This is a genomic window from Rossellomorea vietnamensis (genome assembly GCF_008180415.1).
In the GTDB taxonomy this organism is placed as follows: domain Bacteria; phylum Bacillota; class Bacilli; order Bacillales; family Bacillaceae_B; genus Rossellomorea; species Rossellomorea vietnamensis_C.
The window spans coordinates 21,522-47,375 of record NZ_VTEI01000020.1 but is presented as its reverse complement, the minus strand read 5'-3'; the positions used below and the strand labels follow the sequence as shown (position 1 = coordinate 47,375).

The following is a 25,854-nucleotide window of genomic DNA, read 5'->3' as shown; positions in this document are numbered from 1 at the left end:
AGAAAGTTAAAACAAAACATAGAAACCTAACGAAGTTAGGAATACAAACTAACAAGGCTTGGGAATGGGCAAATACTAGGTTGGGTTATTGGCGTATCGCTAAAAGCCCCATCTTAGATAGAGCCCTTGATAACCAATACTGGTCGAATCAAGGGCTCAAGAGTCTGCTTATGAGATATCAAACTTTGCGTTTGACTTAATTGAAACCGCCGTATACCGAACGGTACGTACGGTGGTGTGAGAGGTCGGGGGTTAGTCACCCCCTCCTACTCGATTATTTATTTTCTGTATAAGGGGGCTCTTCATTGCGGTCAGGATCGGCATGGACCGGATGGGAACCGGGATCCTGCCTCGGGATGTCCTGATGCAGGGACTTAAACTCATAGTTGAAGGCACTGTAATAACGCTGTCCTTCCTTCCATGGAGTTGATTTATTTTCAACCGGTGTATATTTTCCCCTCGGGGCACCATATGGCCCTTCAGGAGTTTGTTCAGGCACCAGGAAGTTCCGCATGGTCTCCACGTTGGAAAAATCCGAGTACACTTTTTCTTCTTTATCAAGGGTGCGTTTTTCCTTGTTAAAAAACATTTCAGCCACCTCCGATATTTTATAGTATATGGATGTGCGGCTATATCATGCTGGTAGGATTATGAAGAAGAATTTTGCAGGAATATGTTACACTATAAGTTGAAAACTAGACAAAGACTGTCATCGTATAAGGGTTGCTTTTTATCTGCAGAAAAGTAAAAAGCAATGGTGATTGCGGGAGGTCTTGTCATTACTAGGCGAGGTGCTGCAGAATGTATTTTGTTGACCGTGAAAAAATTGAAGAAATTCTGTTATATATGGAGAGTCAGCTGGAGTTATTACGGGCTCAGTCTCAATGGAAATCTCCCCTTGAAAAGCTTGCGCTGGAACGTATTTCACACACATTGATCGAATCCATCCTTGATACAGGCAATGCGATGATCGATGGATTCATTATGAGAGACCCGGGCAGCTACGAAGATATTATTGATATTCTTCTCGATGAAAAAGTCATCACTAAAGAAATGGAATCAGGCCTGAAAGAAGTTATCCTCTATCGCAAAATGATCGTGCAGGAATACACTCAAATTGACCATGAAAATGTTGAAAAGACTTTTTCAAACCATATGGATTCACTGCAATCTTTCCCTGGACGCGTAAGAGAGTATTTGATCAATGAACTGGGTCCTGTTTCTGCTTTTAGAAACTGAGGTATAAAGCCCGGAGCTCAGCCAAGACCTAAAAATGCAGTGGAAACTAACATAACTAAACATAAATGATGCTCTTTTCAATTGGCTCTTTTCGTAAACTTTGTTGCTAGTTGATCTGATTTCGAAAAAATAATTCTATTACGGATATGAAATCTGGTAACACCGAAAAGAAAAGAGCTGCTCTTCACCGTTTAGAGTTAAAATTCTTAGTATTCGGGGAAAAATCCGGCTCTTAGGATTTTTCCGAAAGCAACAATATATTCGAAAACAGTCTTTCAAAGGGAGCCATGCTGGAGGTAATTATGAAGAACTATCAAGGATACTTAATCGATCTCGACGGAACGATGTACAGAGGAAAAGAAAAAATTGAAGAAGCGGGAGATTTTGTGAACCGCCTGATTCAAAAAGGGCTGCCTTATCTATTTGTTACCAATAATTCATCGGCAACCCCTGAGAAGGTTGCAGAAAAATTAAGGGATTTTGATATACCTGCCCAACCACATCAAGTATTTACAACATCAATGGCTACAGCGAAATTCATCTCAGAGAAAAAGCAGGGAGCCACGGCTTATGTTATCGGAGAAGAAGGCATCCGTTCTGCACTGGAAGAAAACGGCCACCGTATTGTAGAGGATAATCCGGATTTCGTCGTAGTCGGAATTGACCGTTCCATCAATTATGAAAAGCTCGCACTGGCATGCCTGGGTGTACGGAACGGCGCTACGTTCATTTCCACAAATGGAGATATCGCGATTCCGACAGAAAGAGGTTTGCTGCCAGGCAATGGATCATTGACATCGGTCATCACCGTTTCCACGCAAACACAGCCAATCTTCATCGGTAAACCGGAGTCCATTATCATGGAACAAGCGCAGGAAGTATTGGGGGTACCGAAAGAGAATACGCTGATGGTCGGGGACAACTATGATACCGACATTCTGGCAGGGATCAATGCCGGCCTGGATACGCTGCTCGTTCATACAGGCGTCACCACAAGAGAGATTCTGAGTGAAAAAGAAGTACAACCGACGTACACCATCAATTCCCTTGATGAATGGGAAGTTTGATTATTGTTTTGAAGGAAGGCGGAGAGCCTTCCTTTTTTTGATGGCCTGGAATTGGAGACTGTCATTTGAAGGCAGAGATTAGAAGCAAGGGGATGTTTGACGTGCGGATTACCAAATAAGATTATGGGTGTTTCACAGAAAAGTAAATCAAGGACAGCAAAGCCCAGATCGTAGTCCAGGTGTACCCTCGATGAGCGTGTGAAGGACACCAAAGTCCAAAAATTGAAGAGTAGGTGTCTCTCGATGAGCGTGTGAAGGACACCAAAGTCCAAAAATCGAAGAGTAGGTGTCTCTCGAGGAGGGTGTGAAGGACACCAAAGTCTAAAAATCGAAGAGTAGGTGTCCCTCGAGGAGGGTGTGAAGGACACCAAAGCTCAGAAAACGAGGTCCAGGTGTCCCTCGAGGAGAGGTTGAAGGACACCAAAGCTCTAAAAACGAGGTCCAGGTGTCCCTCGAGGAGCGGCCGAAAATCCATCCGGCTGAGGTATCACCCAAAATGGCCATAGAAACCCGAACAAAAAGGATATCTCTACCAAAAGTACTCTAAAAGATTTCTAACATCAATACAACAAACCTAATTTCAAAAATAAAAAAGAAGGCGGAGAGCCTTCACATGAAAATAAAGTTATTCAGCTTCTTCATACCGGTGCGCAAGCCTGGAAGAGGCGGCAGCAGCGATAGCGCCGACGATGTCATCAAGGAATGTGTGGCATTTGTCTGATGACTTGTCATTTAATTTTTCCAGGATACCCGGTTTTTGCTTATCGATGTAGCCGTAATTGGTAAAGCCGATCGACCCGTAAACATTCACTATGGAGAAGGCAAGAATTTCATCGACGCCATACAGGCTTTCGTCGACTTCAATGATGGATTGTAAAGGCTCTTCAAGCATTCCTCTTTCGGCAAGTCTGTCTAATTGAATCCCTGTAAGGATAGCGTTTTGGACTTCCCTTTTGGATAATACCCGTTCAATATTATCCCGGCATTCTTGAATCCCCAGATTTGGATGGTACTTTTTTTGCAGGAACAGGACAAGTTCAGCGATATCATCTATTTCGACACCGCGTTCATGCAGCCATCTGCGTGCCGTTTCTTCCGATAATTCTTTGGACTCTTTATCCTTCATCTACGTCACCTTTTTCTGAAATTTATTCTTTGAACCTTATCCACTCAAGAGGCTGTCATTCCGTTATTATTGCCCTTATTTTGTCAGGATAGTGATGAATCTGCAAAATCGCAGGAAATTCAGGGTGTACTTATAGTCATATGACAGGTGCTGCAGTTTTAGAAGCGTCCAGCATATATTGATCTCCAAGGATTTTCTCATCATGAATGATCCTTTCTGTTACATATACTTAGGATAAACGGAAATTTTGGGGGGAGAAATCGATGGAGGATCTATTAACGAAGCATTATGGACTTCAGCCGGAAAGGTCATTTAAGGACGGAAGAGACCAGAGATATATGGCGGATGGGTCAATATATACTATTGTGAATGTGACGAAGATGGAACAGGACACCCTGTTGGAGCTATATAAAATAACGGAACATATGAAAAAATATGGCGACCGGTATGTTTCTTCGTTTGTACCCACAACGGAGGGCAGGTTTCTGGTTTCGGAAAACGAACAGGATTTCACGGTCCTGAAGAATGAATACCACAGCGGTGATCCGGGTGACAGGCTTGGAAGGAAGCTGGCGAAGTTTCATCAGAGAGGGCTTGCGATTGAAGAAAAGGTCAGCCATATCAGCCGCATCGGCCAGTGGAAATCTCTATGGGAAAAACGGATTGAGCAGATGGAGAAGGCCTTTCAATTAGTCATAGAAAATCGTCCGGGAGATGAATTTGAGAGGATGTTCATCGACAGCTGTCCGTATTACCTGGGACTCGCTGAAAATGCCGTGCAATATTTGGTAGATACTGAAATGGATGATAATCCTGTCTACACAGATTCAGGAACTGTCTGCCATGAGCGTTTCTTAGAGGGAGTATGGGGAAGGGAGCTCAGCATACGCAATCCCTTTGACTGGGTATTCGATCATTGTGGAAGGGATATTGCGGAAAGTGTCCGCGAACGGTATTTTAAAAGACAAACTACCCACCAGCCTGACATCCAGCAATTTTTCCGTGAATATCAGTCTGTGGCTCCTCTGTCTTCTTTCTCATGGAGGCTGGTATATGCAAGGCTCTTGTTTCCGCTCCACTACTTCGAAACCATTGAGAACTACTATCTCTCTAATTCTGAAGGGCAGCACTTCCAGCTGGAAGACAAACTGCAGGGATATTTGAATTCAACCCGTCAATACGAGCGGTTTCTTGGCAGTTTTTATCAGGTTGGCGAGGTTCCCGTTAAGTCCTACGGTATTCCGGCAGTGACCTGGCTCAGCTGAAACGACTTGCTTTCCAACACTCCTCTATATTGCTAAAATATAGAAAAAAGATAACAGGGGTTGAAAGCATGAAGCCGTATATCTATATAACACGAAAGCTGCCTGAGGAAGTTTTGCGGCCTCTTCTGGATCAATATGAAGTCGAGATGTGGGAGGATGAAAATAGTTCTGTACCGCGTGACATCTTGCTTGAGAAAGCACAAAAAGCTTCCGGGATTTTATCTATGCTGTCCGATACCATTGATAAGGAGCTTTTTGAACAGTCACCCAATTTGAAGGTCGTGGCGAACCTTGCTGTAGGATATGATAATATCGATCTGGCAGCAGCAAATGAAAAAGGTGCGTCGGTCTGTAACACGCCGGATGTGCTGACAGATACAACGGCCGATCTGACGTTTGGCCTGATGATGGCAGCGGCCAGACGTTTGATTGAGGCAGACCGGTATGTCAGGGAAGGAAAGTGGAAAAGCTGGTCACCGCTTTTGATGGCGGGAATGGATATCCATCATAAAACGGTAGGGATCATTGGAATGGGGAGCATAGGGGAAGCCTTTGCCAAGAGAGCAAAAGGCTTTGATATGGACATCCTGTATCACAACCGCTCCAGAAAACCCGAAGCAGAAGAGACACTCGGAGCAAAATATGCGGATCTTGATGAACTGCTGACCCAATCGGATTTTGTTGTCTGCCTCGCACCGTTGACACCTGAAACAAAAGGTCTTCTGCAGAAAGAGCAATTCCAAAGAATGAAATCATCGGCAGTCTTTGTCAATGCTGCCAGGGGGCCGATCGTGAATGAGGATGCATTATACGATGCGCTTGTGAACGGTGACATCGCCGGAGCAGGGCTGGATGTTTTTGAAAAAGAGCCGATTGATGAGCATCATCCATTACTATCGTTAAAAAATGTCTTCGCACTGCCTCACATCGGAAGCTCCTCAGTAGAAACAAGAATGGAAATGATGGAGCTCTGTGTCAGCAACATCAGAGCAGTTCTTGAAGGGCACATTCCGAATACACTAGTGAATAAAGATTGAAAAAAATAAAAGGATGACCTGCGGAAGCAGGTCATCCTTGTTAAATTAAAAGACTTGTTCTACTTCAACGATCCCTGGAACCTCTTCCAATAGCGCGCGCTCAATACCAGCTTTCAAAGTAATGGTTGAGCTCGGGCAGCTTCCGCAAGCACCAAGAAGACGAAGCTTTACAATGCCATCCTCGACATCGACCAATTCACAATCCCCGCCATCACGAAGCAAGAAGGGACGCAATTTATCTAACACCTCTTGTACTTGAGGTACTAATTCTTGTTGTGTCATGTAAAATCGACTCCTTTCCTTACTCTCTATTATAATAATATATGCGGAAAAAATCTATCTGTTGAACCGATTTCATGTGTTAAATTTTGCCTTGGAGTTTTTTTTGTAAGCGGTTATCGTGTTTACCCTCTTTAAAGGATAGAAAGCTGACTTATCTTTTACCATTTTCCTCCTGCGCTCGATAAATAATATCAAAAAACTTTTGATTTACGATTAACGGGAAAGTTCTGTAAAATAAGAGTTAGGAAGATAAAGGGGTGTAGTGATGGAAAGAAAAGAAGCGGAAATCATCGTCTACGGAGCTGAGAAAGTCTGTGCAAGCTGTGTCAACCTGCCGACATCCAAGGAAACCTATGAGTGGCTGGATGCCGCTATCTCAAGGAAATTTCCAGAGCAATCATTTACAATTAAGTATGTTGATATATTCAATCCTCCAGAAGACGAGGAACTGCAGGAATTTGCTTCCCGCGTCATCGACGAAGATATGTTTTACCCGGTGGTTTTGATCTCGGGTAAGGTGGTCGGTGAAGGAAATCCGAAACTGAAAATGGTATTTGCCGAGCTTGAGAAATTCGGATATCAAGCTGGGTGATAGTGATTCTCTATAGACGAAAACTGAATATGACTAGCAGGACGCACTGATAAGCTCTCAGTGCGTTTTTTTGCAGGATATCGAAGTCCAATTAAATCAATATGTTAAAATAAGGATAAAGTTATCCGGAGGAGGGACATAGTGGGACTTACCTTAACATTATTAGGTATTTTAACTTCCGCAGCGGTTCTTTATTATATGGGTAAGGCAGGATTTGAGTGGGGCAAGAATATCGACGAGGATGAAACGGACAGCAAGTAAGTATTCGGTATACGCACTCTGATGCAGGGGGAATAGATATGATAAGTTCTGCAAAACGCCAAGTGGCTGAAAAATGGTTTAATGATTACTAAGGGAAACTTAGAAATCCTGGATGAACTTACAACAGAGGATTTTGTTTATCATTCTCGAAACGGCGAGAACTCAAAAGAAAAGATGAAAGAATTCATGAAGTGGTATCGCTCAGTTTTTCAAGAGGATACGTGGGAAATGAATGATCTTATAGAGCAGGAGCAGAAACTGGCAGTCCGGTATACTGGGGAGATGACCTATAAGGGTGGATGGTTTGACATTCCTTCAGAAAATCAGCGGGTAAAAGAAACAGGCATGATGATTTTTTATTTTAAAGGTGACAAGGTAAGGGAACTTTGGTGTGAAAACAGTGATGCAGCTATTCTATTTGAGCTGGGAGCTTTGCGAAAAAACACCCATAAAGTTTTTTAGTGAATTTTGAATAGCAGCTCTTCAAAAAACCAACAGCGCCCAAGCGAGAACACTGAAAAGTCCAATAATTAGTTTAAAGGCAGAATCGCTCACTCTAAGAGCGATTCTGCCTTTTTCATAAAAGTTTCTGAAAGAGTGCTGGTTTTGTATGGAGGAGGCCCACGCCGCTTGGTGGGGTGAATATTGTAATAGGCTTTAGAGAGAAATTGTCCAGTCATTCCCTCAATTGAGTACTCAGCCGTGGATAAGGGAGCTTTTTTCCCTTATCTGCAATTTCAAGCTTATTATGGGGGAAATAGAGGAACTTTTTTCCTTTATATGATAAAAGCGCAATTTTTCTAGCGTATTAAGCTAATTAAGGGTAATTTATTCTCCTATTTTAGCTTTTCTTAGAGTTTTGTAAGAAATAAGGGAATTTCTTTCCTCTATTTACTATCCAAAACACTGAACTACATAGTTAGTTAAGCACCACCGGCCACTGCCTTAAGCTAGCACCCATCTATCTTTCCAGCGGTGGCAGGCAAATAAAAAATACCAAAAGATTCTAAAGCTGATGCAGGATAGAGAGCAAGAAAAAAGTCAACTATTCTTCCTCTTTAAGGAAAAATAGTTGACTTTATCTTAGGTTAAAGCAAGTAGACTATAAAATTCGGTAGATCTTCAGTCCCCTCCGCCCAAGCCGTTGGGTTTTCGATTTCAGTCAATCATCCATTATGGTATTTATACATCCAAAGCACACCTGACTTTAGCAGCCTTGCTACTCGTCCGGTAATGGAGCGTTCGTTCACCAGTCCGAAACCGTGCTTCTTGCCAAGAGATCCTAGGATGCCCTTCAGTTTGATGCGCGGAAGTTCTTCCGGAAGCTCCTCGCCTTTCCAGCGTTTTAGGAGGACCGTAACGATTTGTTCCGCTTGACCTTCAGCAAGCTGTGCACTTGGTGCCTGTGAAAGGCTTGCGCAGTCTCCGACGACATAGACATGTTCATTTTCAGGGATATTATGATATTTCGTCAGCACGACTCTGCCTTGCTTATCTTTCTCCACTTCCATTTCACGGACAATTTTATTAGGCTGTATGCCGGCTGTCCAAACGATGGCATCACAGTGGATGCTGTCTTCATGGTTGAAGAGGGTATTCGGTTCCACCTTGGTGATGCTGGAATTATTAACAATGTCCACGTTATTTTCCTCGAACCATTTGTGGACATAGGAGCTTAGCCTTTCAGGGAAGCTGCCCAGGATTCTCGATCCACGGTCGAAAAGTTTGATGTCCAGATCGGAACGGCTTTCACGAAGTTCACTGGCCAATTCAATTCCACTCAAGCCTGCTCCCACGATGCCGACCACAGACCCTGCAGGAAGATTGCAAAGTGCCTCATATGTTTTGCGGGATTTTTCGATGGATTGAATGCTGTAAGTGAATTCATCCGCGCCGGGTACACCATGGTACTTGTCTTCACAGCCGAGGCCGATGATTAAATCGTCATAGGTGACCGCTTCTTCGCCATCCAAATGAACCAGCTTGTTCGCTGCATCAATTTTGGTGACGTCACCATATTTAACAGTCAGCCGGGAGTGTTCCGGGAAGTCCACTCGAACATGCTGGTCGGATATCGTTCCCGCAGCAAGGGCGTAGTATTCAGTTTTTAAACAGTGATAAGGCACCCGGTCGATAAGGGTGATCGAAACATCATCGGGAAGCTGGTTAGGAAGCAGGCGAAGAAGCACCCGCATATTTCCGTAGCCGCCTCCGAGCAGGACTAAATTTTTCATAAAATAATTTCCCCTTTTAGCATTAATGTTGAAACTCATTTTCGTCACACTATGCAGAAAAGCCCGGCTGTTTCTAAATGCGGGGAGATGCAAAGCTATCGAAATGAGGGACAGGTTAAGTAAGCACTTTCAATAATAGACATATATTCTTCTTTTTCTCTATATAACAAAACGTAATCACTAAAAAGTATATCGAAATAATAGATTTTTCACAACAGAATTATGACAAATTATTCACATAAAAGAGCTGTTTTGGGCCCTTGACCCCCTAATGGATATCTATAAAAAGCCAGCATTGGCTCAAGAGTATTCATTGACGTTGTACAGGAAAAAAGGTAGCATAATCTTGTAGCATTAGCGAGGTGAAGAAAGTGAAACCAATCATTGAGTTTTGCATTAGCAATCTTGCAAGCGGGGCACAAAAGGCACTGGAAGCTCTTGAAAGGGACCCTAATCTGGATGTGGTCGAATATGGCTGTTTGGGATACTGCGGAAAGTGCGCTTCAGCCTTCTTTGCGCTTGTCAACGGTGATGTGGTAACGGGAGACAGCCCGGATGAGCTTGTGGAGAATATTTATCAATACTTAGAAGAAAACCCGATGTTTTAACGCATAAATCAATTACGCAACAATGAGCAGGCAGAAAGAGCAAGTCTTTTTCTGCCTGTTTTTTTATAGGTTTTTGTTAAAGATTGCTGTAGTTAATACAAAGGTATTGATCTTCGTTCCAGACGCCCGACTCCGCGGGGCGGGCGGTGAGCCTCCTCGGCTTCATAAAAAGCGGAAGCGGCCGTTCAGCGACGTACAGATTTTAGGGCTCTCGTATGAGATAAAGGAATCACGAAGAGCGACAGCGATTCGATGATGACTTATCGCAAGGAGAGAGACCGAAATCTGCTAGTCGCTGGCCGCTGGAGCTAGATTCGCCTGCGGGTCTCACCTGCCCGCTAATCCCGCAGGAGGTCGAACGTCTTCCACTACAATCAATGCTGCTGAAAGAAAGAGCGCTATTATTAATTTAAAATGGATTAGAAAGCTTGTTACCTATGAGTTAAGAAAATAGAAGTAAATAACAACATTTTTCACTAAAAAAGACTTTTAAAAAGATAAGTAAAATCAATATGGTAATTAGGAACGTTTCTGAATCCAGATTTCCCCTGAAGGTCCTTACCCAGACGAACCCTCAGGGTAAATAAAAGGAAATAACACCTTTTTTCTTGTTGCAACTTCTTCCTATCGGGGCTAAAAGGTGTGCTTAAGCTTTTTAATGTTAGACGAAAAATTGTTAGTAAAGGAGATTATAATCATGGCGTATTTTACAGGACTGCTGCAAACAAATTTATATGTAAAGGATATCAATCAGGCATCAAAATGGTATCAGGATATTCTGGGCTTCACTATTGCGGCTGATTACGGGACGACAGTGATTTTGGCTTTCGGTGACTCACCTTCCTATGATGAGGGGAAGAGCGGGATTCCTGTACTATGCTTGATTGAAAGTAAGGATGCTGAGACTGGAAGAAATACGACCCACCCGGTACTGGGGATTTCAAAGGAACACTGCGGGGATCTCTATAATGAATTGAAAAAGAATGATGTAGAGGTGGAAGAGAGTCCTTCTCATAAAGGCCACTTTAAATTCTATGACTCCGATGGAAACATGCTGGAAGCTTTTTGCCCGGGAATTTATGATTGATTGAGGAAGAGGAGCCTGAAAACCCGGCTCCCCTTGTCTTTATGTCGCTTTTCTATAGTCTTCTCTCATCTCCTGCCAGCGGTCTCTGGCCATTTCAACAATCCTTGGTTCAAGGGAGTTTTTTTGTTTGGAGAGTACCTTGGAAAAGTAAGAGGCAGCCTCGCGATAGTTCTGCAGTCTTAATTGCAGTTCAGCTATCAGATATAGAATTTTGGTCTCTGACATTCCCATGCCTGCAAAATCTTCATTGGTATAGGTTGTGATATAGGTGTTCATGGCAAGCGTCATGAATCTGTTTTCTTGTTCTTCATTTTCAATAGATCGGTACAGCCAGGCGGTCCTCAGGTAAAGCCCGGCCATTGTTACGCTCTTTTCTCTTTTTAGCGTGCCTGACAGAATCGCGAGCTTGTAAGTGTTGATGGCCTCCAGGGTTGACCGGCTTCCGCAAAAATCCTGTTCCGTCCAGTGGGCCGAAAGTTTTTCCTGGATTTCGGTTCTTACTGCGGGAACAATATACCTGTTGAAATCATCCGTAAATGAAAAGCCGCACGCCGGGCATACATTCACATTATATAAGAGGGGATTGATTTTCTCATCTTGATATACAGGGCGAAAGTCAGTCTCGTGACAGCGCAGTTTGATGAAACGGGACCGGATTTTTGTGGTCCGAAATGAGTTCTTGCAAGAGAGGCACTCTATATTTTTTTGATAAAAAGGTGTAATTTCAGTCATCGTTCACCCTCCACCTGTATAGTTCATTGTACTTATATTATAACTCATAAATAAGGTATAAAGAACTATTAAGTTCTAAACTGCCCATTTTGCAGATTGGTTGAGGATAAGGGCGAAAAAGTATATACTGAAAACATAATAGTCATAAACTATAGTGAGAAGATAGATTTTCTAAATTTTTTGACGGAGGTGATTTACATGTCAGATGTGGTAGTTATCACAGAAGCGGCAGCTCTGCAGATCAAGGATATGATGAAACAGAATGAAGAGGAAGGTGCATTCATTCGTGTATCGATTAAAGGCGGCGGCTGCAGCGGACTTTCATACGGAATGGGATTTGAACATGAAGCAGCCGAAGGTGACATCCAGCTTGAAATCGAAGGCATTAAGGTTGTCGTAAATAAACAGGACGCTCCTATCCTGAATGGAACCAAGATCGATTACAAACAATCCATGATGGGCGGCGGCTTCACGATCGATAATCCTAATGCGATTGCGAACTGCGGATGCGGGTCGTCGTTCAGGACTGCGACGAATACGGGTACGCCGGAGAATTGTTAATAACTTCATCATAAAAAAGCCCCTTCCAAGCGTGGGCACTGAAAAAGCCCGATAAAAATCTAAAAGGCAGAATCGTTCATTTCTAAGAACGATTCTGCCTTTTCTCGTGAGTATTGTTGGTTTCCGTTTAAGTTGAACGGCTCCACTGGGATTTATAGCGAAAGCGGCTGCTCATTTTCTTAATTACGTATTCAGCGGTAAAAATAAGGGGAGATTTTCCCGCTAATTGCGACTTCTAAGCTAATATAGGAGTAAATAGAGGGAATTTTTCCCCTTATTTGCAGAAATTGAACCTATTTTCTAGGTTTGAAGTCAAATAAGGGGAATTTCTCCCGCTATTTAAGCTTTTTTATAAGCTTTCTTAGTAAATAAGGGGAATTTTTCCCTCTATATTACTAGCCAAGGTGCTGAAACTGGCTGGTCAGTATCGCTGGTCACTGTTCCAGATCCTTGAATCGGTATCTATCCCGGCCCGGCTGGCGAATGTTCCAATAATCATTAAAAGACCTAAAGCTAATGAGATAAAAGGAGCAACCCATTCAATGGATTCAAAGAAAAAAGTCAACCCTTCTTCCGATTTAAGGAAGTATAGTTGACTCTTTCTTTACTAAAGAGAATTTGATACTAAATTTTCTTTATTTTCAGTGCCCTCTTCCCAGCAGAATGTTTTCTCGGAAGGGGCTTCTTTTTATACTCTTTTCAATGCTTCATCGATAGGGGTGTCTCCATTGAGGATCTCGAACGTTTTATGGTAGGTTTCTGTTTCGTTCAGGCATGCGGTCAGCACTTCAGCCACATCCTCTCGGGTAATGCTTCCGCTTTTATCTGGAATGGATGGGGAAGCAATGATTTTTCCTGTTTTCTCCCCGTCAACAAGAGCTCCTGGCCGGACAATGGTGTAATTCAGTCCGCTTTCAAGCAAGTGCTGGTCTGCACGGCCTTTTGCTTTTAAGTAATGCCCCATAGCATCTGGGGCGATCGAAGGGGTGTCGGCTCCCATAGAGCTCAGCATAATGAAGCGGTCCAGCCCTTTTTCCTTTGCAAAATCGATTGCTTTGATTGCTCCCTCTTCGTCAACGGCTGTTGTTTTATCAGGCCCGGTCGAACTGCCGGATCCTGCTGCGAAAATAACGGCGTTCACTCCATCGAACACATAGGAAAAGTCTTCTTCCAGATCTCCTACAAGCGGTTTAGCACCGAGTTCTTCCATTGCATCAATCTGCCCGGCTTTTCGGATCATCGCCTTGGCAAAATGCTGGCTGCTATTGACCAATGAAGAAATAACCAATTTCCCGGTTTTTCCGTTTGCTCCGATAACTAATACATTCATGAGAATCATCCTCTTATTTAAAAGTATTCTTATTAATGGGTCTACCCCGATCAGTGGTTAATAAACGCTTGCCTGTATACCCTATATAGAGTCACTCCATGAGGCTGTTTTATTCTCAGAGCCATATAAAAAAGCTGATACCGTAGACGAATGTCTTCAGGTACCAGCTTTTTAAAGTAAAAAAATATAAAACTTTAGAATTGAAAATTAGGGAGCGTTTCTGAATCCAGCTCCAGCGCCTAGCCCCTCGGGGTCAAATAACCCCTGGAGAATACAAGGGAAGACCGCCTTTTTTTCTCTTTGGAACATTTGCCTGCCGGGGCTGATCAAGGCGCTTCCGCTTTTGAAATTAATTGAATAAAGATGTACTGTGAAGCGGCTGCACGCGTGCGTCTGGATCCATGTACGCTTTCGCATTGTTGACAGCAGTCGGTGCCTCACCGAAGCCGCTGGCAATCAGCTTGACTTTTCCATCATAAGTGGAAACATCGCCTGCTGCGTAGATTCCAGGGATGTTCGTCTCCATTTTAGAGTTCACGACAATGGAGTTCTTTTCGATGTTTAAGCCCCAATCCTTGATCGGTCCAAGAGAAGAGACAAAACCGAAGTTCACGATCAATTCATCCAGGTCGAGTGCTTCTTTAGCATCGCCGCGGACTTCTTCCAATACTAACTGGTTCACTTTTTCATTGTCGCCGATCACTTCTGTCGGGACAAATGGTGTTTTGATTTCAACAGATGATTTGTTTAATTCATCTACACTGTGTTCATGGGCACGGAATTTATCCCTGCGGTGAACAAGCGTAACCTTTTCAGCGATAGGCTCAAGCATCAATGCCCAATCGACTGCAGAATCTCCGCCCCCGCAGATGACGACTTTCTTTCCTGCGAAATATTGCATGTCATCTATGAAATAATGAAGATTTTTTCCTTCATATGTAGAAGCGCCTTCTAAATCAAGTCTTCTAGGCTGGAACGCACCGTTTCCTGCAGTGATGATGATCGTCTTGGAATAGTGGACTTCTTTATCAGTCGTTAATTTGAAGACACCATCTGCCTGTTTTTCGACATTTTCAACAGCTTGCTCAAGGCAGACAGTTGATTCGAACTGTGCCATTTGCTCCTTGAGGTTATTGACAAGATCCTGGGCTTTTACTTTAGGGAAGCCTGCGACATCATAGATGTATTTTTCAGGATATAGGGTAGACAATTGTCCACCAAGCTGCGGCAGGCTCTCGATGATCTTGACGCTCGCTTTCCTCATGCCGCCATAAAAAGCAGTGAACAGTCCGGTTGGACCTCCACCGATAATGGTAATATCATATACTTTTTGATCCTCTTTCAAATGAATTCCCTCCTGTTTGTTTTGCAATATAATATCTATTCTACCACATGAGCTCACTTCTTCACAAAATATGTATTAAGATTTAGAATAATCAGTTATATTGAGTGCGCTTCCATGATGAGGCGGGTTTCAGGAACCAGCAGGCTTTATATTCTAAATTTTCTTAAGTTTTATTCTTTAAGGTTATATCTTGAAAATAAAAGGTAAAAAGAATAATATGTAGAGTAGGGCATAATGTTAAGATTTTATGACATTTTTCACTCTTTTTCTATTCCTAATCGTGAAATATGTCACATACTTATTTATTTTCTTTATTTATTTACTATTTTTCAAATAAAAATCTTGCCTGCGGTGGATGCTAATCTTATTATTCATCGTAAATTCTAAGAAAAAGGTGGATGTGATTTAGTTGAGAAAGCCAAGAATAGTTGTATTAGGTGCCGGTTATGGCGGTTTGATGACAGTGACTCGACTGCAAAAACAATTCAGTAAAGATCAAGCGGAAATCGTTCTGATCAACAAGAACGATTACCATTATGAAACAACATGGCTGCACGAGGCCTCCGCAGGAACATTGCATCATGATAAAGTTCGTTATGATATCAAAGACGTTATTGACAGCCACAAAGTGAATTTCATGCAGACGACGGTGGAAGATATCCAGACAGATGCGAAGAAAGTCATCACGGCTGAAGGCGAAGTAGAGTACGACTACTTAGTTGTCGCTCTTGGTGCTGTATCGGAAACATTCGGAATTACAGGCCTTCATGAGCATGCTTTCATGATTGCCAATATCAATTCTGCACGCCAGCTTCGTGAACACATCGAGTATCAATTTGCTACTTATAGAAATGAAGAAGACAAAAAAGACGAGCGCTTGACTATCGTTGTCGGCGGTGCCGGCTTTACAGGAATCGAATTCCTTGGAGAACTAGGAAACCGTATCCCTGAGCTTTGTAAAGAATACGATGTAGACTTCAAGAAAGTCAGAATCGTATGTGTGGAAGCTGCACCAATGATCCTTCCAGGTTTCGATCCGGAACTTGTTAAGTATGCACGTGCCAAGCTGGAGAAAAAAGGTGTGGAATTCCGCATCGGTACTCCGCTTAAAGAAGCTACGGCAAACTCTGTCATCATCTCAAAAGGTGAAGATGAAGTGGAAGAAATCCAAGCTGGGACGATCGTTTGGGCGGCGGGAGTCCGCGGAAACCCTGTTATCGAGAAAGCCGGTATTGAAAACATGAGAGCCCGCGTTAAAGTCGGTAAAGATTTGCGAGCTCCGGGCCACGACAACATCTTCGTCATTGGTGACTGTTCATTGATGATCAACGAAGAAGTTGACCGTCCATACCCGCCGACTGCTCAAATTGCGATGCAGCAGGGTGAAACTTGTGCGCGCAATATCACTGCATTGATCAAAGGCAATGATGCTCTTGAGCAATTCAAGCCGGACATCAAGGGAACTGTTTGTTCTCTGGGTGAAGACGATGCCATCGGTCTTGTATTCGGGAAGAAATTGATGGGTACTAAAGCTTCATTCATGAAGAAAATGGTCGATAACCGTGCGCTTTACATGGTAGGCGGAGCAGGCCTTGTTATGAAAAAAGGTAAGTTCAAGTTCTTTTAAGTAATAAGCACAAGCAGAGCGATTCATTTCGTTCTGCTTTTTTTATAGAAAGATTTAGGCTGGATTCAACCTTACTAGGTCAAGAGGGCGGAACAAGAATCTTCGCTGGCAAAAATGATGTGGCAACTGCAAGGGGATTAATTGCAAAACAGCCTGCTATGGGGGTAGCGAAGTAGCTGAAGTAAGGTGATCACAGGAAAAAACCCATGGTGCTTGAGCTAAACTATAAATTGGTGATACAGCACTATAGGATAGGAGGAGAATCAGGTGAAGCGAGGAAACGTCTGGCTTGCGGCAGCAGGCTTGCTTATTGATGAAGACGGCCGTTGGCTGGTGGTCAAGAAAAGATACGGCGGACTGAAGGGGATGTGGTCCCTGCCTGCAGGTTTTGTGGATGAGGGTGAAACTCTTGATGAGGCAGCACAGCGTGAGGTAAAAGAAGAAACGGGGCTTGATACCTCGGTTGAGGGAATCATAGGAATCCGGTCCGGAGTGATTAAGGATAAAATCAGCGACAACATGGTGCTGTTTCTTTTGAAGCAAAAGGATTCCGCTCAAATGCCGGCCCCGTGTGAAGGAGAAATCTCTGAAGTCGCATGGAAGACAAAAGAAGAGCTTCTTCAGTGTGAGGAAACTTCTGTCATGATTCATGAGATGATTAAATATAATTTCAGCTTGTTAAAGTCCGGGTTGGATCCGATTGACCCTGGAGAACAATTCGGTTATACCAGCTACAATTTATTTTTTTAATTTTCTGAAATTTAAAGAAATAGTTAGATAATTCGCGAAACAAGATGATGTATTCGCTTTCATGGCTGTACACGCGTGTTTTTGTCCCTTTTCTAAAAAAAAAATTGGTGTTATATTATCAGAAATCACCAAAAACTTTTGAAAAAAGGGGAGATAAGGACGATGAGATCAGCGATTGAAACGGCATCAAAGAAGTGTGATTATTGCTCAGGTAAAGGGTATTTCCAACTCGTTCTTGGCGGCTCTGAGACATGTCCATGCTGCAGCGGCAGCGGTAAAAAATAATAAATAAGTGCACTTATTATCTATATTAGGGGCTGGCCATTGGCTGGCTTTTTTGTTTTTGTTAAATGCTGTTTTTGGTTCTTAAAGGTCCCATTTGTAGATGAGGGAGTCAAACGAATGTCATTTCCTTTGTGTAGTCAGCGGTAAAAATAAGGGGAGATTTTCCCTTTAAGTATAGATTTAAAGCTCATTTAAGGCTGAATAAGGGAAATTATTCCCTTTATATTAAGAAAAGTTCTTATATTTTAGAGTTTTAAGGTTGATAAGGGGAATTTATCCCTCTATTTTAGCAATTTCAGACGCTGTAATTAAAATAAGGGGAATTATTCCCTCTATTATTTAAAATAACGTATTAGCTGCCGCACTCCCCCCCATGGCAACGCAGAACTTTCACTGCACCGTGCACCCCTCATATAAAATGGGAAGGAAAAATAACTGGCTTTCTACGCAGCACTCTTCTAGGCAAAGTCTTAAAGTGTTCACCGTTCCCAGGGTGAAAATATGTTCATTTTGTGAAGAACCTTCAATTCGTCCCAATGTTTATTGACGGTAGATTAAACATTGAGTAAACTAAACTTTAGTGTCAATGGAGGTGCTTCAGGAATGCAAATGGGAATTCCGGTTGTAATTATATCAATGTTATTATTTTTTGTTTTGTTCTTTGGCATCGGTTTCTTGCTGAACATGCTGCTGAGAATGACATGGATTATGGCGGTCATCTATCCTCTTATCACCATTTTTATTGTGGATGAGGTAAGATTCATAGAATATTTCAGAAACGCAGGAGAATCATTTTCTGCACTGGGGACAAAATTCGGAGCACTTACTGCAGTGGATGTACTTATTCTTTCTTGTGGACTCGCCGGTGCGATTGTATCGGGGATCACCATGAGGATACTTAGAAAAAAAGGCTATCAAATGTTTTAATTTCAAAACTCTTTGCTCATAGGCAAAGGGTTTTTTTATTCCTCATTTCAAAAGGCTGTTTTTGCGAAGTTGTGGCTGTTTAAATGAATTGCATTTCCACTCCAGGCAGACGACCCCGAGGGGCAAGGCGCTGGAACTAGACGACCGCTAGTCCCGCAGGAGGTCGTCCGCCTGCAGCGAAGATCCTTCTGTGTAATAGGGAAGTAGGCTGAAATAGTCTCCGAAGCAACAACCTTGTAGAAAATAGCCTTATGCTAAGACACAGGGGTAGGTAGCTGCGTAGAAGTTACTGCCAATATTCCTCTTTTTGGCTATTTAATATAAATTTCAAATAAATACACCAGAGTTTACAGTCGTAAACATCCATATTGCCGCTTCATTAATAGTAACTTGTTTTTCTTGGGTCAGCTTTGTAAAACCTGACAACGGCAAGCCTTCAGAACTATCACTTCCCCCAAAAACTAATGTCTTTTTTCCCTTTTTTTAGTTACGCTCCTATTCAGAAAGTTGAAACTATTAGACTTTTTAACTAATTCCTGAATATATTCTTTTCTTTTGGGAAAGTAATAGTGATGGGAGGAGTGATTCTTACATGAACATATTAAAAAAATGGTCTAAGAGGCTGGTTATGGCTCTATTGTTTACAGCAGCTTTGCTAGTCACATTCCAATCTATTTCTGGAGTAAAGGCTGAGACATTTTCCGGCTGGCTGTCAGAACAAACAGGCGCAGAAAAAGCAGAAAGCGTTTTGAAAGAGCATTCATATAAAACTTTATCATTAAAAGAAAAGTTATTTAAAAGGGCAAAAAGCCTTACCACATTAATATCAGCTTCAGAACCGGTAGTTGCGAAGCCAAGGCCGCTTGAAGAAGCTGTTGATTGGTCTCAGTACCCAAAATCGACTGTTACGGCGACAGGATATACAGCTGGGATTGAATCAACAGGTAAGCTTCCGGATGATCCGGCATACGGTATTACATATTCAGGTGTGAAAGTGAAAAGAGATTTGTATTCAACGGTTGCCGCTGATCCGGATGTGTTTCCGGTAGGAACCATTCTTTTCATCCCGGATTACGGATATGGTGTTGTAGCGGATACGGGGAGTGCCATTAAAGGGCATAAGCTTGATTTATATTACAATACCGTTGATGAAGTATACGAGAATTGGGGCAAGAAGGACCTTGATGTCTATGTTGTTACGAAGGGTACAGGCAAGCTGACTGAGGAAGAGCTGACAGCCCTGAATGAGAATGAGAGCATGCAGGTTTTCAGACAGCAGTATATTCAGAAAACCCAAGAATAATAAGAAAGAGGAAGGGCCGCGGCTCTTCCTCTTTTTGCATTAAAATTTAATATGGGAGTACTGATCAGGATGCAGAATATGACCGAGCTTCAATGCACCTTCCAGCAGCCGAGGGGAGGGCCGGCAGTACAATTCCTCTTGAAGCACTAGGATTCTGTCCTCCGCAACTGCCTGAAGGGTATCCCATCCGGCTCTCTTTTTGACGACAGCCGGATTGACTTTTTCACGCCTTACGCCTACCCAGGCGAGACATATGTAATCAGGGTTTCTGCTGTGAACATCTGCCCAATCCGTCTGGATGCTGGAAAGTTCTACATCTCTATAAATATTTCTTGCACCCGCCAGCACGCTTAATTCTGTCAGCCAGTTTATTCTCCCTGGGGTAAAAACAGGTTTGGGCCACCATTCCCAATACAGCTCTGGAGCAGAATCCGTTATGCGAGCTGCTTCTTCTAAAAGAGTAATTTTCTCCCTGAACTCTTTTCGCATTTCTTTGGCCTTAGTTTCAATCCCGCAGGCCTTTCCAACTGTCAGCAAATCATCGGCAATATCATCAAAGCTTTGAGGATCTGTCACAATATAAGGCAAGCTTCGCTTTTTCAGTTCCTCAATATTTTTTTCCATACCGGGTACACTGAGAGAAGCAAGGATTAAATCAGGCTGAAGTTCCTCGACCTTATCCATATTAATGCTGAGGTCCGGGCCCAATTTTGGAAGAGTGTTGACTTCTTCCGGAAAATCGGAAAAATCATCGACCCCGACCAGGAAAGAAGTCAGCCCCAAGTAGTCAACGACTTCGGTATTGCTGGGGCAAATTGATACGATTCTCATAACAGTTCCCCCTTTTACAGCGTGTAATAAATAACCAGCGTCAACAGGATGCCGGATAGACCGCCGAAGAAGACTTCAATCGGCTTGTGTCCAAGAAGTTCTTTCAGTTCTTTCCGCTTTACCTCTTCAGGTTTCTTCTGCCAGCCTTTTGCTTCGCCTACAAACTTCTGGAAGTCGCCAACCAATTGGTTCAGGACAATCGCCTGTTCCCCAGCCTGGCGCCTGACCCCGGTTGCATCGAACATTGTAATAATGGCAAAGATGGCGGATACAGCGAATATAGGAGAGTCAAGGCCTGTTTCAAGAGCAACACCAGTAGACAGTGCCGTAACAGCTGCAGAATGGGAGCTTGGCATTCCGCCGGTCGAGGTGAGCAGTGACCAATCGATTTTCTTTGTTGCCATGAATTGAATGGGTACTTTAATGAACTGGGCGAAAAAGATACCGAATAATGCGGCCCAAAATGGGAAGTTTGTAAGTAATTCCATTGCTGTCTAAAAACATCCTTTCCTATGATAATAGTAGTTATATTCCCGTTCTGACTTATAAAATGTATTCCCAATTATACCATAGAAAATCATGGAAAAAGAAATCCCGTATATATTCGGTCCTGATGGTCCCTCTCATTCGAAATATACCGAAAATTTATATATAATAAAATCGGAGGTGCTTTTAAATGAAATTTACAGTTGATAATAATGGTTTTTTAAACAATGAACAGGAATGCATCCTTGTCGGTCTATTCAATGCCCCTGAATTTACAGGAGAGCTTGCCGAATTGGATGAAAAGTTTGAAGGACAGTTAACGGAGTTAGTAAAATCCGGAGACCTCTCTTCTAAGCTGAACACGGTTTCAAAGGTACATACTTTCGGTAAGATTCCTGCAAAGCGTCTTGTGTTTGTAGGGCTGGGAAAAGCGAAAGAGCTTTCCTTCGACGAACTGAGAGAAGCAATCGGCGCTGCTTCAAAAGCGATCCAGGAAATGAAAATTTCTTCTTTCGCAGTTGCAGTGGACACATTCAAGACCGAACAGCTTGATGCTTCTGACATTGCCCATGCTGTCAGCGAAGCGTTTACGATGGCGACATACAGATTCCCAGGGTATAAACACAAGGGGAATATCCCGGAAACATTCATTAAAAACCTGACTGCCTTTTCAAAAGGTGACAGTGCTGAGATCGAGGCCGCCCTTCAAGTTGGTTATGCACATGGAAGAGGAACAAATTCAGCCCGTGCATTGGTCAATGCACCGGGAAATATCATCACAGCAACAAAGCTTGCAGACTATGCGGCTGAAATCGGGAAGAAGTACGAGTTTGAAGTGGAAATCCTTGAGAAGGAAGAAATGGAAAAGCTCGGAATGGGTGCCTTGCTGGCAGTCAATCAAGGTTCTGTAGAGCCTCCGAAAATGATCGTCCTGAAATATCAGGGAAGAGACCAATGGGATGATGTTATCGGCCTTGTAGGAAAAGGGATTACCTTCGATACAGGCGGCTATTCCCTTAAGCCGAAAGACGGCATTGTCGGCATGAAAACCGACATGGGAGGCGCGGCTGCTGTTCTAGGTGCAATGGAAATCATCGGTGAATTGAAGCCGGAACAAAACGTTGTGGCTGTCATTCCTTCCACAGATAACATGGTAAGCGGAAATGCCTTCAAGCCGGACGATGTCATTACGGCAATGAGCGGCAAGACCATTGAAGTCCTGAACACAGATGCTGAAGGACGCCTTGCCCTTGCAGACGGTATGACGTATGCCAAGCATCATGGAGCGAACTATCTGATTGATGTTGCAACATTGACAGGCGGCGTCATTGTAGCTCTTGGAACCGACAAAACGGGTGCGATGACTAATGATGAAGACCTTTTCGAACAAGTATTGGAAGCATCATCAGAAGCCGGAGAGTTCATCTGGCGCCTTCCTTATACGGAAAATGATAAGAAGAGGGTCAGAGGCAGCAAGATCGCTGATTTGAATAACTCTCCTGGCCGCGAAGGACATGCTATCATGGCTGGTGCTTTTGTAGGGGAATTCGCTGAAGGCACTCCTTGGGTCCACCTGGATATCGCGGGAACGGCCACTTCGAAGTCCGACCACAACCTCGGACCGGCTGGTGCAACAGGTTCCATGGCGCGTACGCTCGCTCTGCTTGTTGAACGATTTGAGCCTGCAGAAAAATAATTGGTATAGAATGCTTGTCTCTTAGGGGACAGGCTTTTTTTGTGGCTCTGAAAAGAAATGTTTGATGAGCAGTTGAGTAAATACTCCTCATGGGTTTAAAGATTGCGGATTTTTAACGGTTTACTTGAGAGGTATTGCAACCCAAATCACATAAACTTTACAGTGAAAAAGGCTCTTTTCGTAAACTTTGTTGCTATTTTATATCATCTTCATAAGATTACGCATTATATTTTGGTTAGCCAAAAGTAATGAACTGCTCCCCTGTTTTTAAAGAGAAAAATCTTAGTATCCGGAGTGTAATTCTACCAAAAGCAAAATTAAATACGAAATACCGTCTAGGTTTTTTCTAATTAATTTGTGATTCAATGCCATTTTACCTTCATCCTCCTTTACGTAGGAGGATCTTCGCTGCAGGCGTACGATCTCCTGCGGGACTAGCGGTCGTCTAGTTCCAGCGCCCAGCCCCCCGGGGTCAAATAACCTCAAGAGAATAAAAGGAAAACCGCCTTTTTTTCTCTTAGGAACATTTGCCTGTCGGGGCTGACCAGGGCGCTTCCACTTTTGCAGACAGGGGAGACCCCCAATCTAGTTCCAGCACCCAGCCCCTCGAGGTCAAATAACCTCAAGAGAATAAAAGGGAAAAGCGCCTTTTTTTCTCTTGAGAACATTTGCCTGTCGGGGCTGATCAGGGCGCTTCCACTTTTTATACAGGCGAATCTAGCTCCAGCGGCCAGCGACTAGCAGATTTCGGTCTCTCTCCTTGCTAATCTAGCTGCAAGGCCTAAGGCGGCTAGCGTACTTCCCTGCCTCCTCCTTGCGATAAGTCAACATCAACTCACTATGTTCGTTGTGTTTCCTTTATCTCATGCGGAGTCAGTCCAGTCCGTACGCCGCTGAGCGGGGCCTTTCCACTTTATAAAGATAAGTCATCATCGAATCGCTGTCGCTCTTCGTGATTCCTTTATCTCATACGAGAGCCCTAAAATCTGTACGTCGCTGAACGGCCGCTTCCGCTTTTTATGAAGCCGAGGAGGCTCACCGCCCGCCTGGAGCGGAAATCCATTTCTTCTAAAGCAGCCACAATCTTTGCGAAAACAGCCTTTTCAAAAATAATTATCTATAGAAATTCAGAGAAAAAATTAGTGAATCCAGCTGGGGGTCCCGTACCACCGAAATATTTGCCTGTCGGGACTATCGGTAAACTTAAAACTTAGATAAATAAGGGAAGAGAGTTCCCTTATTTAAGAAATAGACCCAAAAATAGCGTAAATAGAGGAAATAGTTTCCGCTATTCACTATAAAACTGGACAAATGAACCATTTTGCCTTGCTTAAGGGAAAAATCTTCCCTTATTCACCCCAAATCGCTTTTCATACTTCATCTTAAGAGAAAAATTTTCCTCTATATCTTCTAAACTGAGTTAAATTCTGCGTTTAAACAGAAAATCTCCGCTTATCTTAGCGGGCATTCAAAAAGACAGAAGCAGCGAAATGATAGAAAATATTGGAGCAGGGTATTTTAGTAATTTACCAGACTAAAGCATTGACAGCTATGACTCTCTCTGATAGATTAATAAAAGTATTTTAGTTCTCTACCGATTTAGCGTGTTAAAGCGCATGGCGATATTATTCTTAAAGTGAAAAAATTAAAAACATCAAATGAAAGGAGATTTTCAACATGAATGCAGTCATCGTGGCTGTCCTGGTCATGCTGATCCTCAGCTTGCTCCGTGTGAATGTCGTGTTCGCATTGGTTGCCGGAGCACTTGCTGGAGGAATGACAGGCGGTTTGGGGATAAATGAAACAGTCAGCGTATTTACAGATGGATTAGGAGGAGGCGCGAACATTGCGATCAGTTATGCATTGCTTGGAGGATTTGCTGTCGCAATCTCCTACACAGGCATTCCGAACCTGCTCGTCGACTTTGTTATCCGCTTGGTAGGCAAAGAGAAGGATTCTAGAAAAAAAGCCTTATCTAAAGCTCTAATTGTTTTTTCTATATTAATAATGGCTTGTTTTTCACAGAACCTGATTCCAATACACATAGCCTTCATACCGATCTTGATACCGCCATTACTGAAAGTGATGACAGAGCTTGAAATAGACCGAAGAATGATAGCATCGGTCCTGACGTTTGGACTGACAGCACCGTACATCTTGCTGCCGAATGGATTTGGGTTCATGTTCCATGAAATCATTGCCCAGAACATGGAGGCGAGCGGTCTTGCCATCTCAATGGCTGATATTCCGAAAGCAATGCTTTTGCCAACAGCAGGCCTTGTCGCCGGTTTATTGACAGCCGTATTCTTTAGTTATAGAAAGCCAAGAGAATATAAGAGAGTGGCCGAAACGAAAACTGAAGACACAACAACCTACTCTAATAAGGCCATTGTGTTTGCACTCATTTCGATTGTGGCTGCTTTGTATGTGCAGCTGGCATTAGATTCCATGATTTTTGGTGCATTGGCGGGTATTGCCATTCTGTATGCTTCAGGTTCTGTAAAGTGGAAGGATGCGGATGGTGTCCTTACTGAAGGGATGAAAATGATGGCATTCATCGGGTTTGTCATGATTGCCGCAAACGGTTTTGCAGCAGTTGTTCAATCCACTGGCCACGTAGATACACTTGTAGAAGCAACAACGGATATCATCGGAGGTAATCAAGCCCTCGCTGCCTTGCTGATGTTGATTGTCGGTTTGCTTGTTACAATGGGGATCGGTTCTTCTTTTGCAACTMTCCCTATCATAGCGGCGATTTTTGTACCGCTCGCATTAGAGCTCGGTTTCAGTCCGCTTGCTACGATTGCATTAGTAGGTACTGCCGGTGCGCTGGGAGATGCAGGATCACCTGCATCGGATTCAACCCTTGGGCCAACTGCAGGGTTAAACGCAGACGGGCAGCATAACCACATCTGGGATACCTGTGTACCGACATTCCTGCACTTTAATATTCCAATGATTTTGTTCGGCTGGATTGCCGCAGTAATCTTATAGGAAACTAGATGCCTTGAGAGGGTTTCCGCTATAGTTTAGATAAAAGACCTGTCTGTTGATGGGTCTTTTGTTATGTTTTAAAGTCATGCGAACCAGTTAAGAATTTCTTATATTAAAGGATTTACGGCCCGATATCCAGAGCCAATTTCAATCTCAACGGCCCCGTATAAGCGGTTTGCGACCCAATAT

25 protein-coding genes and 1 pseudogene are annotated in these 25,854 nt (G+C 43.2%); 17 read left to right on the top strand and 9 right to left on the bottom strand.

The features are described from left to right. Nucleotides 1-200: pseudogene (locus tag FZC78_RS24060) on the top strand (group II intron reverse transcriptase/maturase); the annotation flags it as partial. 74 nt (nt 201-274) lie between these two features. On the opposite strand, the gene FZC78_RS21805 reads toward FZC78_RS24060, so the two are convergent. Next, a complete protein-coding gene (locus FZC78_RS21805; RefSeq protein WP_148942184.1) occupies nt 275-589 on the bottom strand; it encodes a cytosolic protein in 315 nt (104 codons plus the stop codon). A gap of 212 nt (nt 590-801) precedes the next feature. On the opposite strand from FZC78_RS21805, the gene FZC78_RS21800 reads away from it, so the two are divergent. Both FZC78_RS21800 and FZC78_RS21795 read left to right on the top strand, forming a co-directional pair. After that, nucleotides 802-1,239 (top strand): DUF86 domain-containing protein, encoded by a 438-nt coding sequence (locus tag FZC78_RS21800; protein WP_148942183.1) that lies wholly within the window; start codon nt 802-804, stop codon nt 1,237-1,239. A 302-nt stretch (nt 1,240-1,541) separates the two neighbouring features. Beyond that, complete coding sequence (locus FZC78_RS21795; RefSeq protein ID WP_148942182.1) at nt 1,542-2,306, top strand: TIGR01457 family HAD-type hydrolase; 765 nt, start codon at nt 1,542-1,544, stop codon at nt 2,304-2,306. A 625-nt stretch (nt 2,307-2,931) separates the two neighbouring features. Here FZC78_RS21795 and FZC78_RS21790 read toward each other — a convergent pair. Then, complete coding sequence (locus FZC78_RS21790; RefSeq protein WP_148942181.1) at nt 2,932-3,432, bottom strand: phosphatidylglycerophosphatase A family protein; 501 nt, start codon at nt 3,430-3,432, stop codon at nt 2,932-2,934. A gap of 263 nt (nt 3,433-3,695) precedes the next feature. Between FZC78_RS21790 and yutH the strand changes: the two genes are divergently transcribed. Both yutH and FZC78_RS21780 read left to right on the top strand, forming a co-directional pair. After that, nucleotides 3,696-4,697, top strand: a complete 1,002-nt coding sequence (gene yutH / locus FZC78_RS21785; RefSeq protein ID WP_148942180.1) for a spore coat putative kinase YutH — start codon at nt 3,696-3,698, stop codon at nt 4,695-4,697. A 68-nt stretch (nt 4,698-4,765) separates the two neighbouring features. Further along, nucleotides 4,766-5,734, top strand: a complete 969-nt coding sequence (locus tag FZC78_RS21780; protein WP_148942179.1) for a 2-hydroxyacid dehydrogenase — start codon at nt 4,766-4,768, stop codon at nt 5,732-5,734. 45 nt (nt 5,735-5,779) lie between these two features. Here FZC78_RS21780 and FZC78_RS21775 read toward each other — a convergent pair whose 3' ends face one another. Continuing rightward, nucleotides 5,780-6,016, bottom strand: a complete 237-nt coding sequence (locus tag FZC78_RS21775) for a NifU family protein (RefSeq protein ID WP_113926752.1) — start codon at nt 6,014-6,016, stop codon at nt 5,780-5,782. A gap of 265 nt (nt 6,017-6,281) precedes the next feature. On the opposite strand from FZC78_RS21775, the gene FZC78_RS21770 reads away from it, so the two are divergent. Both FZC78_RS21770 and FZC78_RS21765 read left to right on the top strand, forming a co-directional pair. Beyond that, complete coding sequence (locus tag FZC78_RS21770) at nt 6,282-6,608, top strand: YuzD family protein (protein WP_148942178.1); 327 nt, start codon at nt 6,282-6,284, stop codon at nt 6,606-6,608. A 342-nt stretch (nt 6,609-6,950) separates the two neighbouring features. Next, nucleotides 6,951-7,331, top strand: a complete 381-nt coding sequence (locus FZC78_RS21765) for an ester cyclase (RefSeq protein WP_148942177.1) — start codon at nt 6,951-6,953, stop codon at nt 7,329-7,331. Nucleotides 7,332-8,035: 704 nt separating this feature from the next. Here FZC78_RS21765 and FZC78_RS21760 read toward each other — a convergent pair. Next, nucleotides 8,036-9,103 carry an NAD(P)/FAD-dependent oxidoreductase gene (locus FZC78_RS21760; RefSeq protein ID WP_148942176.1) on the bottom strand — a complete coding sequence of 356 codons (1,068 nt, stop codon included), beginning with the start codon at nt 9,101-9,103 and terminating at the stop codon, nt 8,036-8,038. A gap of 371 nt (nt 9,104-9,474) precedes the next feature. On the opposite strand from FZC78_RS21760, the gene FZC78_RS21755 reads away from it, so the two are divergent. Both FZC78_RS21755 and FZC78_RS21750 read left to right on the top strand, forming a co-directional pair. Next, a complete protein-coding gene (locus FZC78_RS21755; protein WP_148942175.1) occupies nt 9,475-9,711 on the top strand; it encodes a YuzB family protein in 237 nt (78 codons plus the stop codon). A gap of 697 nt (nt 9,712-10,408) precedes the next feature. Beyond that, nucleotides 10,409-10,798 carry a VOC family protein gene (locus FZC78_RS21750; protein ID WP_187445053.1) on the top strand — a complete coding sequence of 130 codons (390 nt, stop codon included), beginning with the start codon at nt 10,409-10,411 and terminating at the stop codon, nt 10,796-10,798. 39 nt (nt 10,799-10,837) lie between these two features. On the opposite strand, the gene FZC78_RS21745 is transcribed toward FZC78_RS21750, so the two are convergent. Next, nucleotides 10,838-11,530: a DUF2225 domain-containing protein gene (locus FZC78_RS21745; RefSeq protein ID WP_148942173.1), complete on the bottom strand. Its 693-nt coding sequence runs from the start codon at nt 11,528-11,530 to the stop codon at nt 10,838-10,840. A 198-nt stretch (nt 11,531-11,728) separates the two neighbouring features. Here FZC78_RS21745 and FZC78_RS21740 point away from each other — a divergent pair, with 198 nt between their 5' ends. After that, nucleotides 11,729-12,091 carry a HesB/IscA family protein gene (locus FZC78_RS21740; RefSeq protein ID WP_148942172.1) on the top strand — a complete coding sequence of 121 codons (363 nt, stop codon included), beginning with the start codon at nt 11,729-11,731 and terminating at the stop codon, nt 12,089-12,091. Between the two features lie 688 nt (nt 12,092-12,779). Here FZC78_RS21740 and FZC78_RS21735 read toward each other — a convergent pair. Further along, nucleotides 12,780-13,421: an SDR family oxidoreductase gene (locus FZC78_RS21735; RefSeq protein WP_148942171.1), complete on the bottom strand. Its 642-nt coding sequence runs from the start codon at nt 13,419-13,421 to the stop codon at nt 12,780-12,782. Between the two features lie 349 nt (nt 13,422-13,770). Further along, entirely contained in the window at nt 13,771-14,766 is a 996-nt protein-coding gene (locus FZC78_RS21725) for an NAD(P)/FAD-dependent oxidoreductase (RefSeq protein WP_148942170.1), read from the bottom strand. Nucleotides 14,767-15,175: 409 nt separating this feature from the next. Here FZC78_RS21725 and FZC78_RS21720 point away from each other — a divergent pair, with 409 nt between their 5' ends. The 5 genes from FZC78_RS21720 (at nt 15,176) to FZC78_RS21705 (ending at nt 19,658) form a co-directional block, all read left to right on the top strand. Then, nucleotides 15,176-16,393: an NAD(P)/FAD-dependent oxidoreductase gene (locus FZC78_RS21720; RefSeq protein ID WP_148942169.1), complete on the top strand. Its 1,218-nt coding sequence runs from the start codon at nt 15,176-15,178 to the stop codon at nt 16,391-16,393. A gap of 267 nt (nt 16,394-16,660) precedes the next feature. Next, a complete protein-coding gene (locus FZC78_RS21715; RefSeq protein WP_148942168.1) occupies nt 16,661-17,143 on the top strand; it encodes an NUDIX hydrolase in 483 nt (160 codons plus the stop codon). 162 nt (nt 17,144-17,305) lie between these two features. Continuing rightward, a complete protein-coding gene (locus FZC78_RS24655; RefSeq protein WP_162785043.1) occupies nt 17,306-17,428 on the top strand; it encodes a YuiA family protein in 123 nt (40 codons plus the stop codon). A 603-nt stretch (nt 17,429-18,031) separates the two neighbouring features. Further along, the gene (locus FZC78_RS21710) at nt 18,032-18,355 is read left to right on the top strand and encodes a YuiB family protein (protein ID WP_148942167.1); all 324 of its coding nucleotides are present in this window, start codon (nt 18,032-18,034) and stop codon (nt 18,353-18,355) included. Between the two features lie 592 nt (nt 18,356-18,947). Continuing rightward, a complete protein-coding gene (locus FZC78_RS21705) occupies nt 18,948-19,658 on the top strand; it encodes a 3D domain-containing protein (protein ID WP_148942166.1) in 711 nt (236 codons plus the stop codon). 39 nt (nt 19,659-19,697) lie between these two features. Here the strand turns inward: FZC78_RS21705 and FZC78_RS21700 are convergent, their stop codons facing one another. Beyond that, nucleotides 19,698-20,489 (bottom strand): cobalamin-binding protein, encoded by a 792-nt coding sequence (locus FZC78_RS21700; RefSeq protein WP_148942165.1) that lies wholly within the window; start codon nt 20,487-20,489, stop codon nt 19,698-19,700. Nucleotides 20,490-20,503: 14 nt separating this feature from the next. Then, the gene (locus tag FZC78_RS21695; RefSeq protein ID WP_148942164.1) at nt 20,504-20,977 is read right to left on the bottom strand and encodes a divergent PAP2 family protein; all 474 of its coding nucleotides are present in this window, start codon (nt 20,975-20,977) and stop codon (nt 20,504-20,506) included. A 188-nt stretch (nt 20,978-21,165) separates the two neighbouring features. Here FZC78_RS21695 and FZC78_RS21690 point away from each other — a divergent pair, with 188 nt between their 5' ends. Next, nucleotides 21,166-22,671 carry a leucyl aminopeptidase gene (locus tag FZC78_RS21690; RefSeq protein WP_148942163.1) on the top strand — a complete coding sequence of 502 codons (1,506 nt, stop codon included), beginning with the start codon at nt 21,166-21,168 and terminating at the stop codon, nt 22,669-22,671. Between the two features lie 1,677 nt (nt 22,672-24,348). Next, on the top strand, nt 24,349-25,665 hold the full coding sequence (locus FZC78_RS21680; protein ID WP_148942162.1) for a Na+/H+ antiporter family protein: 1,317 nt from the start codon (nt 24,349-24,351) through the stop codon (nt 25,663-25,665). The last annotated feature ends 189 nt before the right edge of the window (nt 25,666-25,854 follow it).

Excerpts from the sequence above, each read along its gene's own strand:
- FZC78_RS21735 (WP_148942171.1), bottom strand. The coding sequence starts at position 13,421 with ATGAATGTATTAGTTATCGGAGCAAACGGAAAAACCGGGAAATTGGTT.
- FZC78_RS21790 (WP_148942181.1), bottom strand. The coding sequence starts at position 3,432 with ATGAAGGATAAAGAGTCCAAAGAATTATCGGAAGAAACGGCACGCAGA.
- FZC78_RS21770 (WP_148942178.1), top strand. The coding sequence starts at position 6,282 with ATGGAAAGAAAAGAAGCGGAAATCATCGTCTACGGAGCTGAGAAAGTC.
- FZC78_RS21695 (WP_148942164.1), bottom strand. The coding sequence starts at position 20,977 with ATGGAATTACTTACAAACTTCCCATTTTGGGCCGCATTATTCGGTATC.
- FZC78_RS21705 (WP_148942166.1), top strand. The coding sequence starts at position 18,948 with ATGAACATATTAAAAAAATGGTCTAAGAGGCTGGTTATGGCTCTATTG.
- FZC78_RS21765 (WP_148942177.1), top strand. The coding sequence starts at position 6,951 with ATGATTACTAAGGGAAACTTAGAAATCCTGGATGAACTTACAACAGAG.
- FZC78_RS21750 (WP_187445053.1), top strand. The coding sequence starts at position 10,409 with ATGGCGTATTTTACAGGACTGCTGCAAACAAATTTATATGTAAAGGAT.
- FZC78_RS21700 (WP_148942165.1), bottom strand. The coding sequence starts at position 20,489 with ATGAGAATCGTATCAATTTGCCCCAGCAATACCGAAGTCGTTGACTAC.
- FZC78_RS21780 (WP_148942179.1), top strand. The coding sequence starts at position 4,766 with ATGAAGCCGTATATCTATATAACACGAAAGCTGCCTGAGGAAGTTTTG.
- FZC78_RS21710 (WP_148942167.1), top strand. The coding sequence starts at position 18,032 with ATGCAAATGGGAATTCCGGTTGTAATTATATCAATGTTATTATTTTTT.
- FZC78_RS24655 (WP_162785043.1), top strand. The coding sequence starts at position 17,306 with ATGAGATCAGCGATTGAAACGGCATCAAAGAAGTGTGATTATTGCTCA.
- FZC78_RS21775 (WP_113926752.1), bottom strand. The coding sequence starts at position 6,016 with ATGACACAACAAGAATTAGTACCTCAAGTACAAGAGGTGTTAGATAAA.
- FZC78_RS21760 (WP_148942176.1), bottom strand. The coding sequence starts at position 9,103 with ATGAAAAATTTAGTCCTGCTCGGAGGCGGCTACGGAAATATGCGGGTG.
- FZC78_RS21745 (WP_148942173.1), bottom strand. The coding sequence starts at position 11,530 with ATGACTGAAATTACACCTTTTTATCAAAAAAATATAGAGTGCCTCTCT.
- yutH (WP_148942180.1), top strand. The coding sequence starts at position 3,696 with ATGGAGGATCTATTAACGAAGCATTATGGACTTCAGCCGGAAAGGTCA.
- FZC78_RS21690 (WP_148942163.1), top strand. The coding sequence starts at position 21,166 with ATGAAATTTACAGTTGATAATAATGGTTTTTTAAACAATGAACAGGAA.
- FZC78_RS21800 (WP_148942183.1), top strand. The coding sequence starts at position 802 with ATGTATTTTGTTGACCGTGAAAAAATTGAAGAAATTCTGTTATATATG.
- FZC78_RS21795 (WP_148942182.1), top strand. The coding sequence starts at position 1,542 with ATGAAGAACTATCAAGGATACTTAATCGATCTCGACGGAACGATGTAC.
- FZC78_RS21805 (WP_148942184.1), bottom strand. The coding sequence starts at position 589 with ATGTTTTTTAACAAGGAAAAACGCACCCTTGATAAAGAAGAAAAAGTG.
- FZC78_RS21740 (WP_148942172.1), top strand. The coding sequence starts at position 11,729 with ATGTCAGATGTGGTAGTTATCACAGAAGCGGCAGCTCTGCAGATCAAG.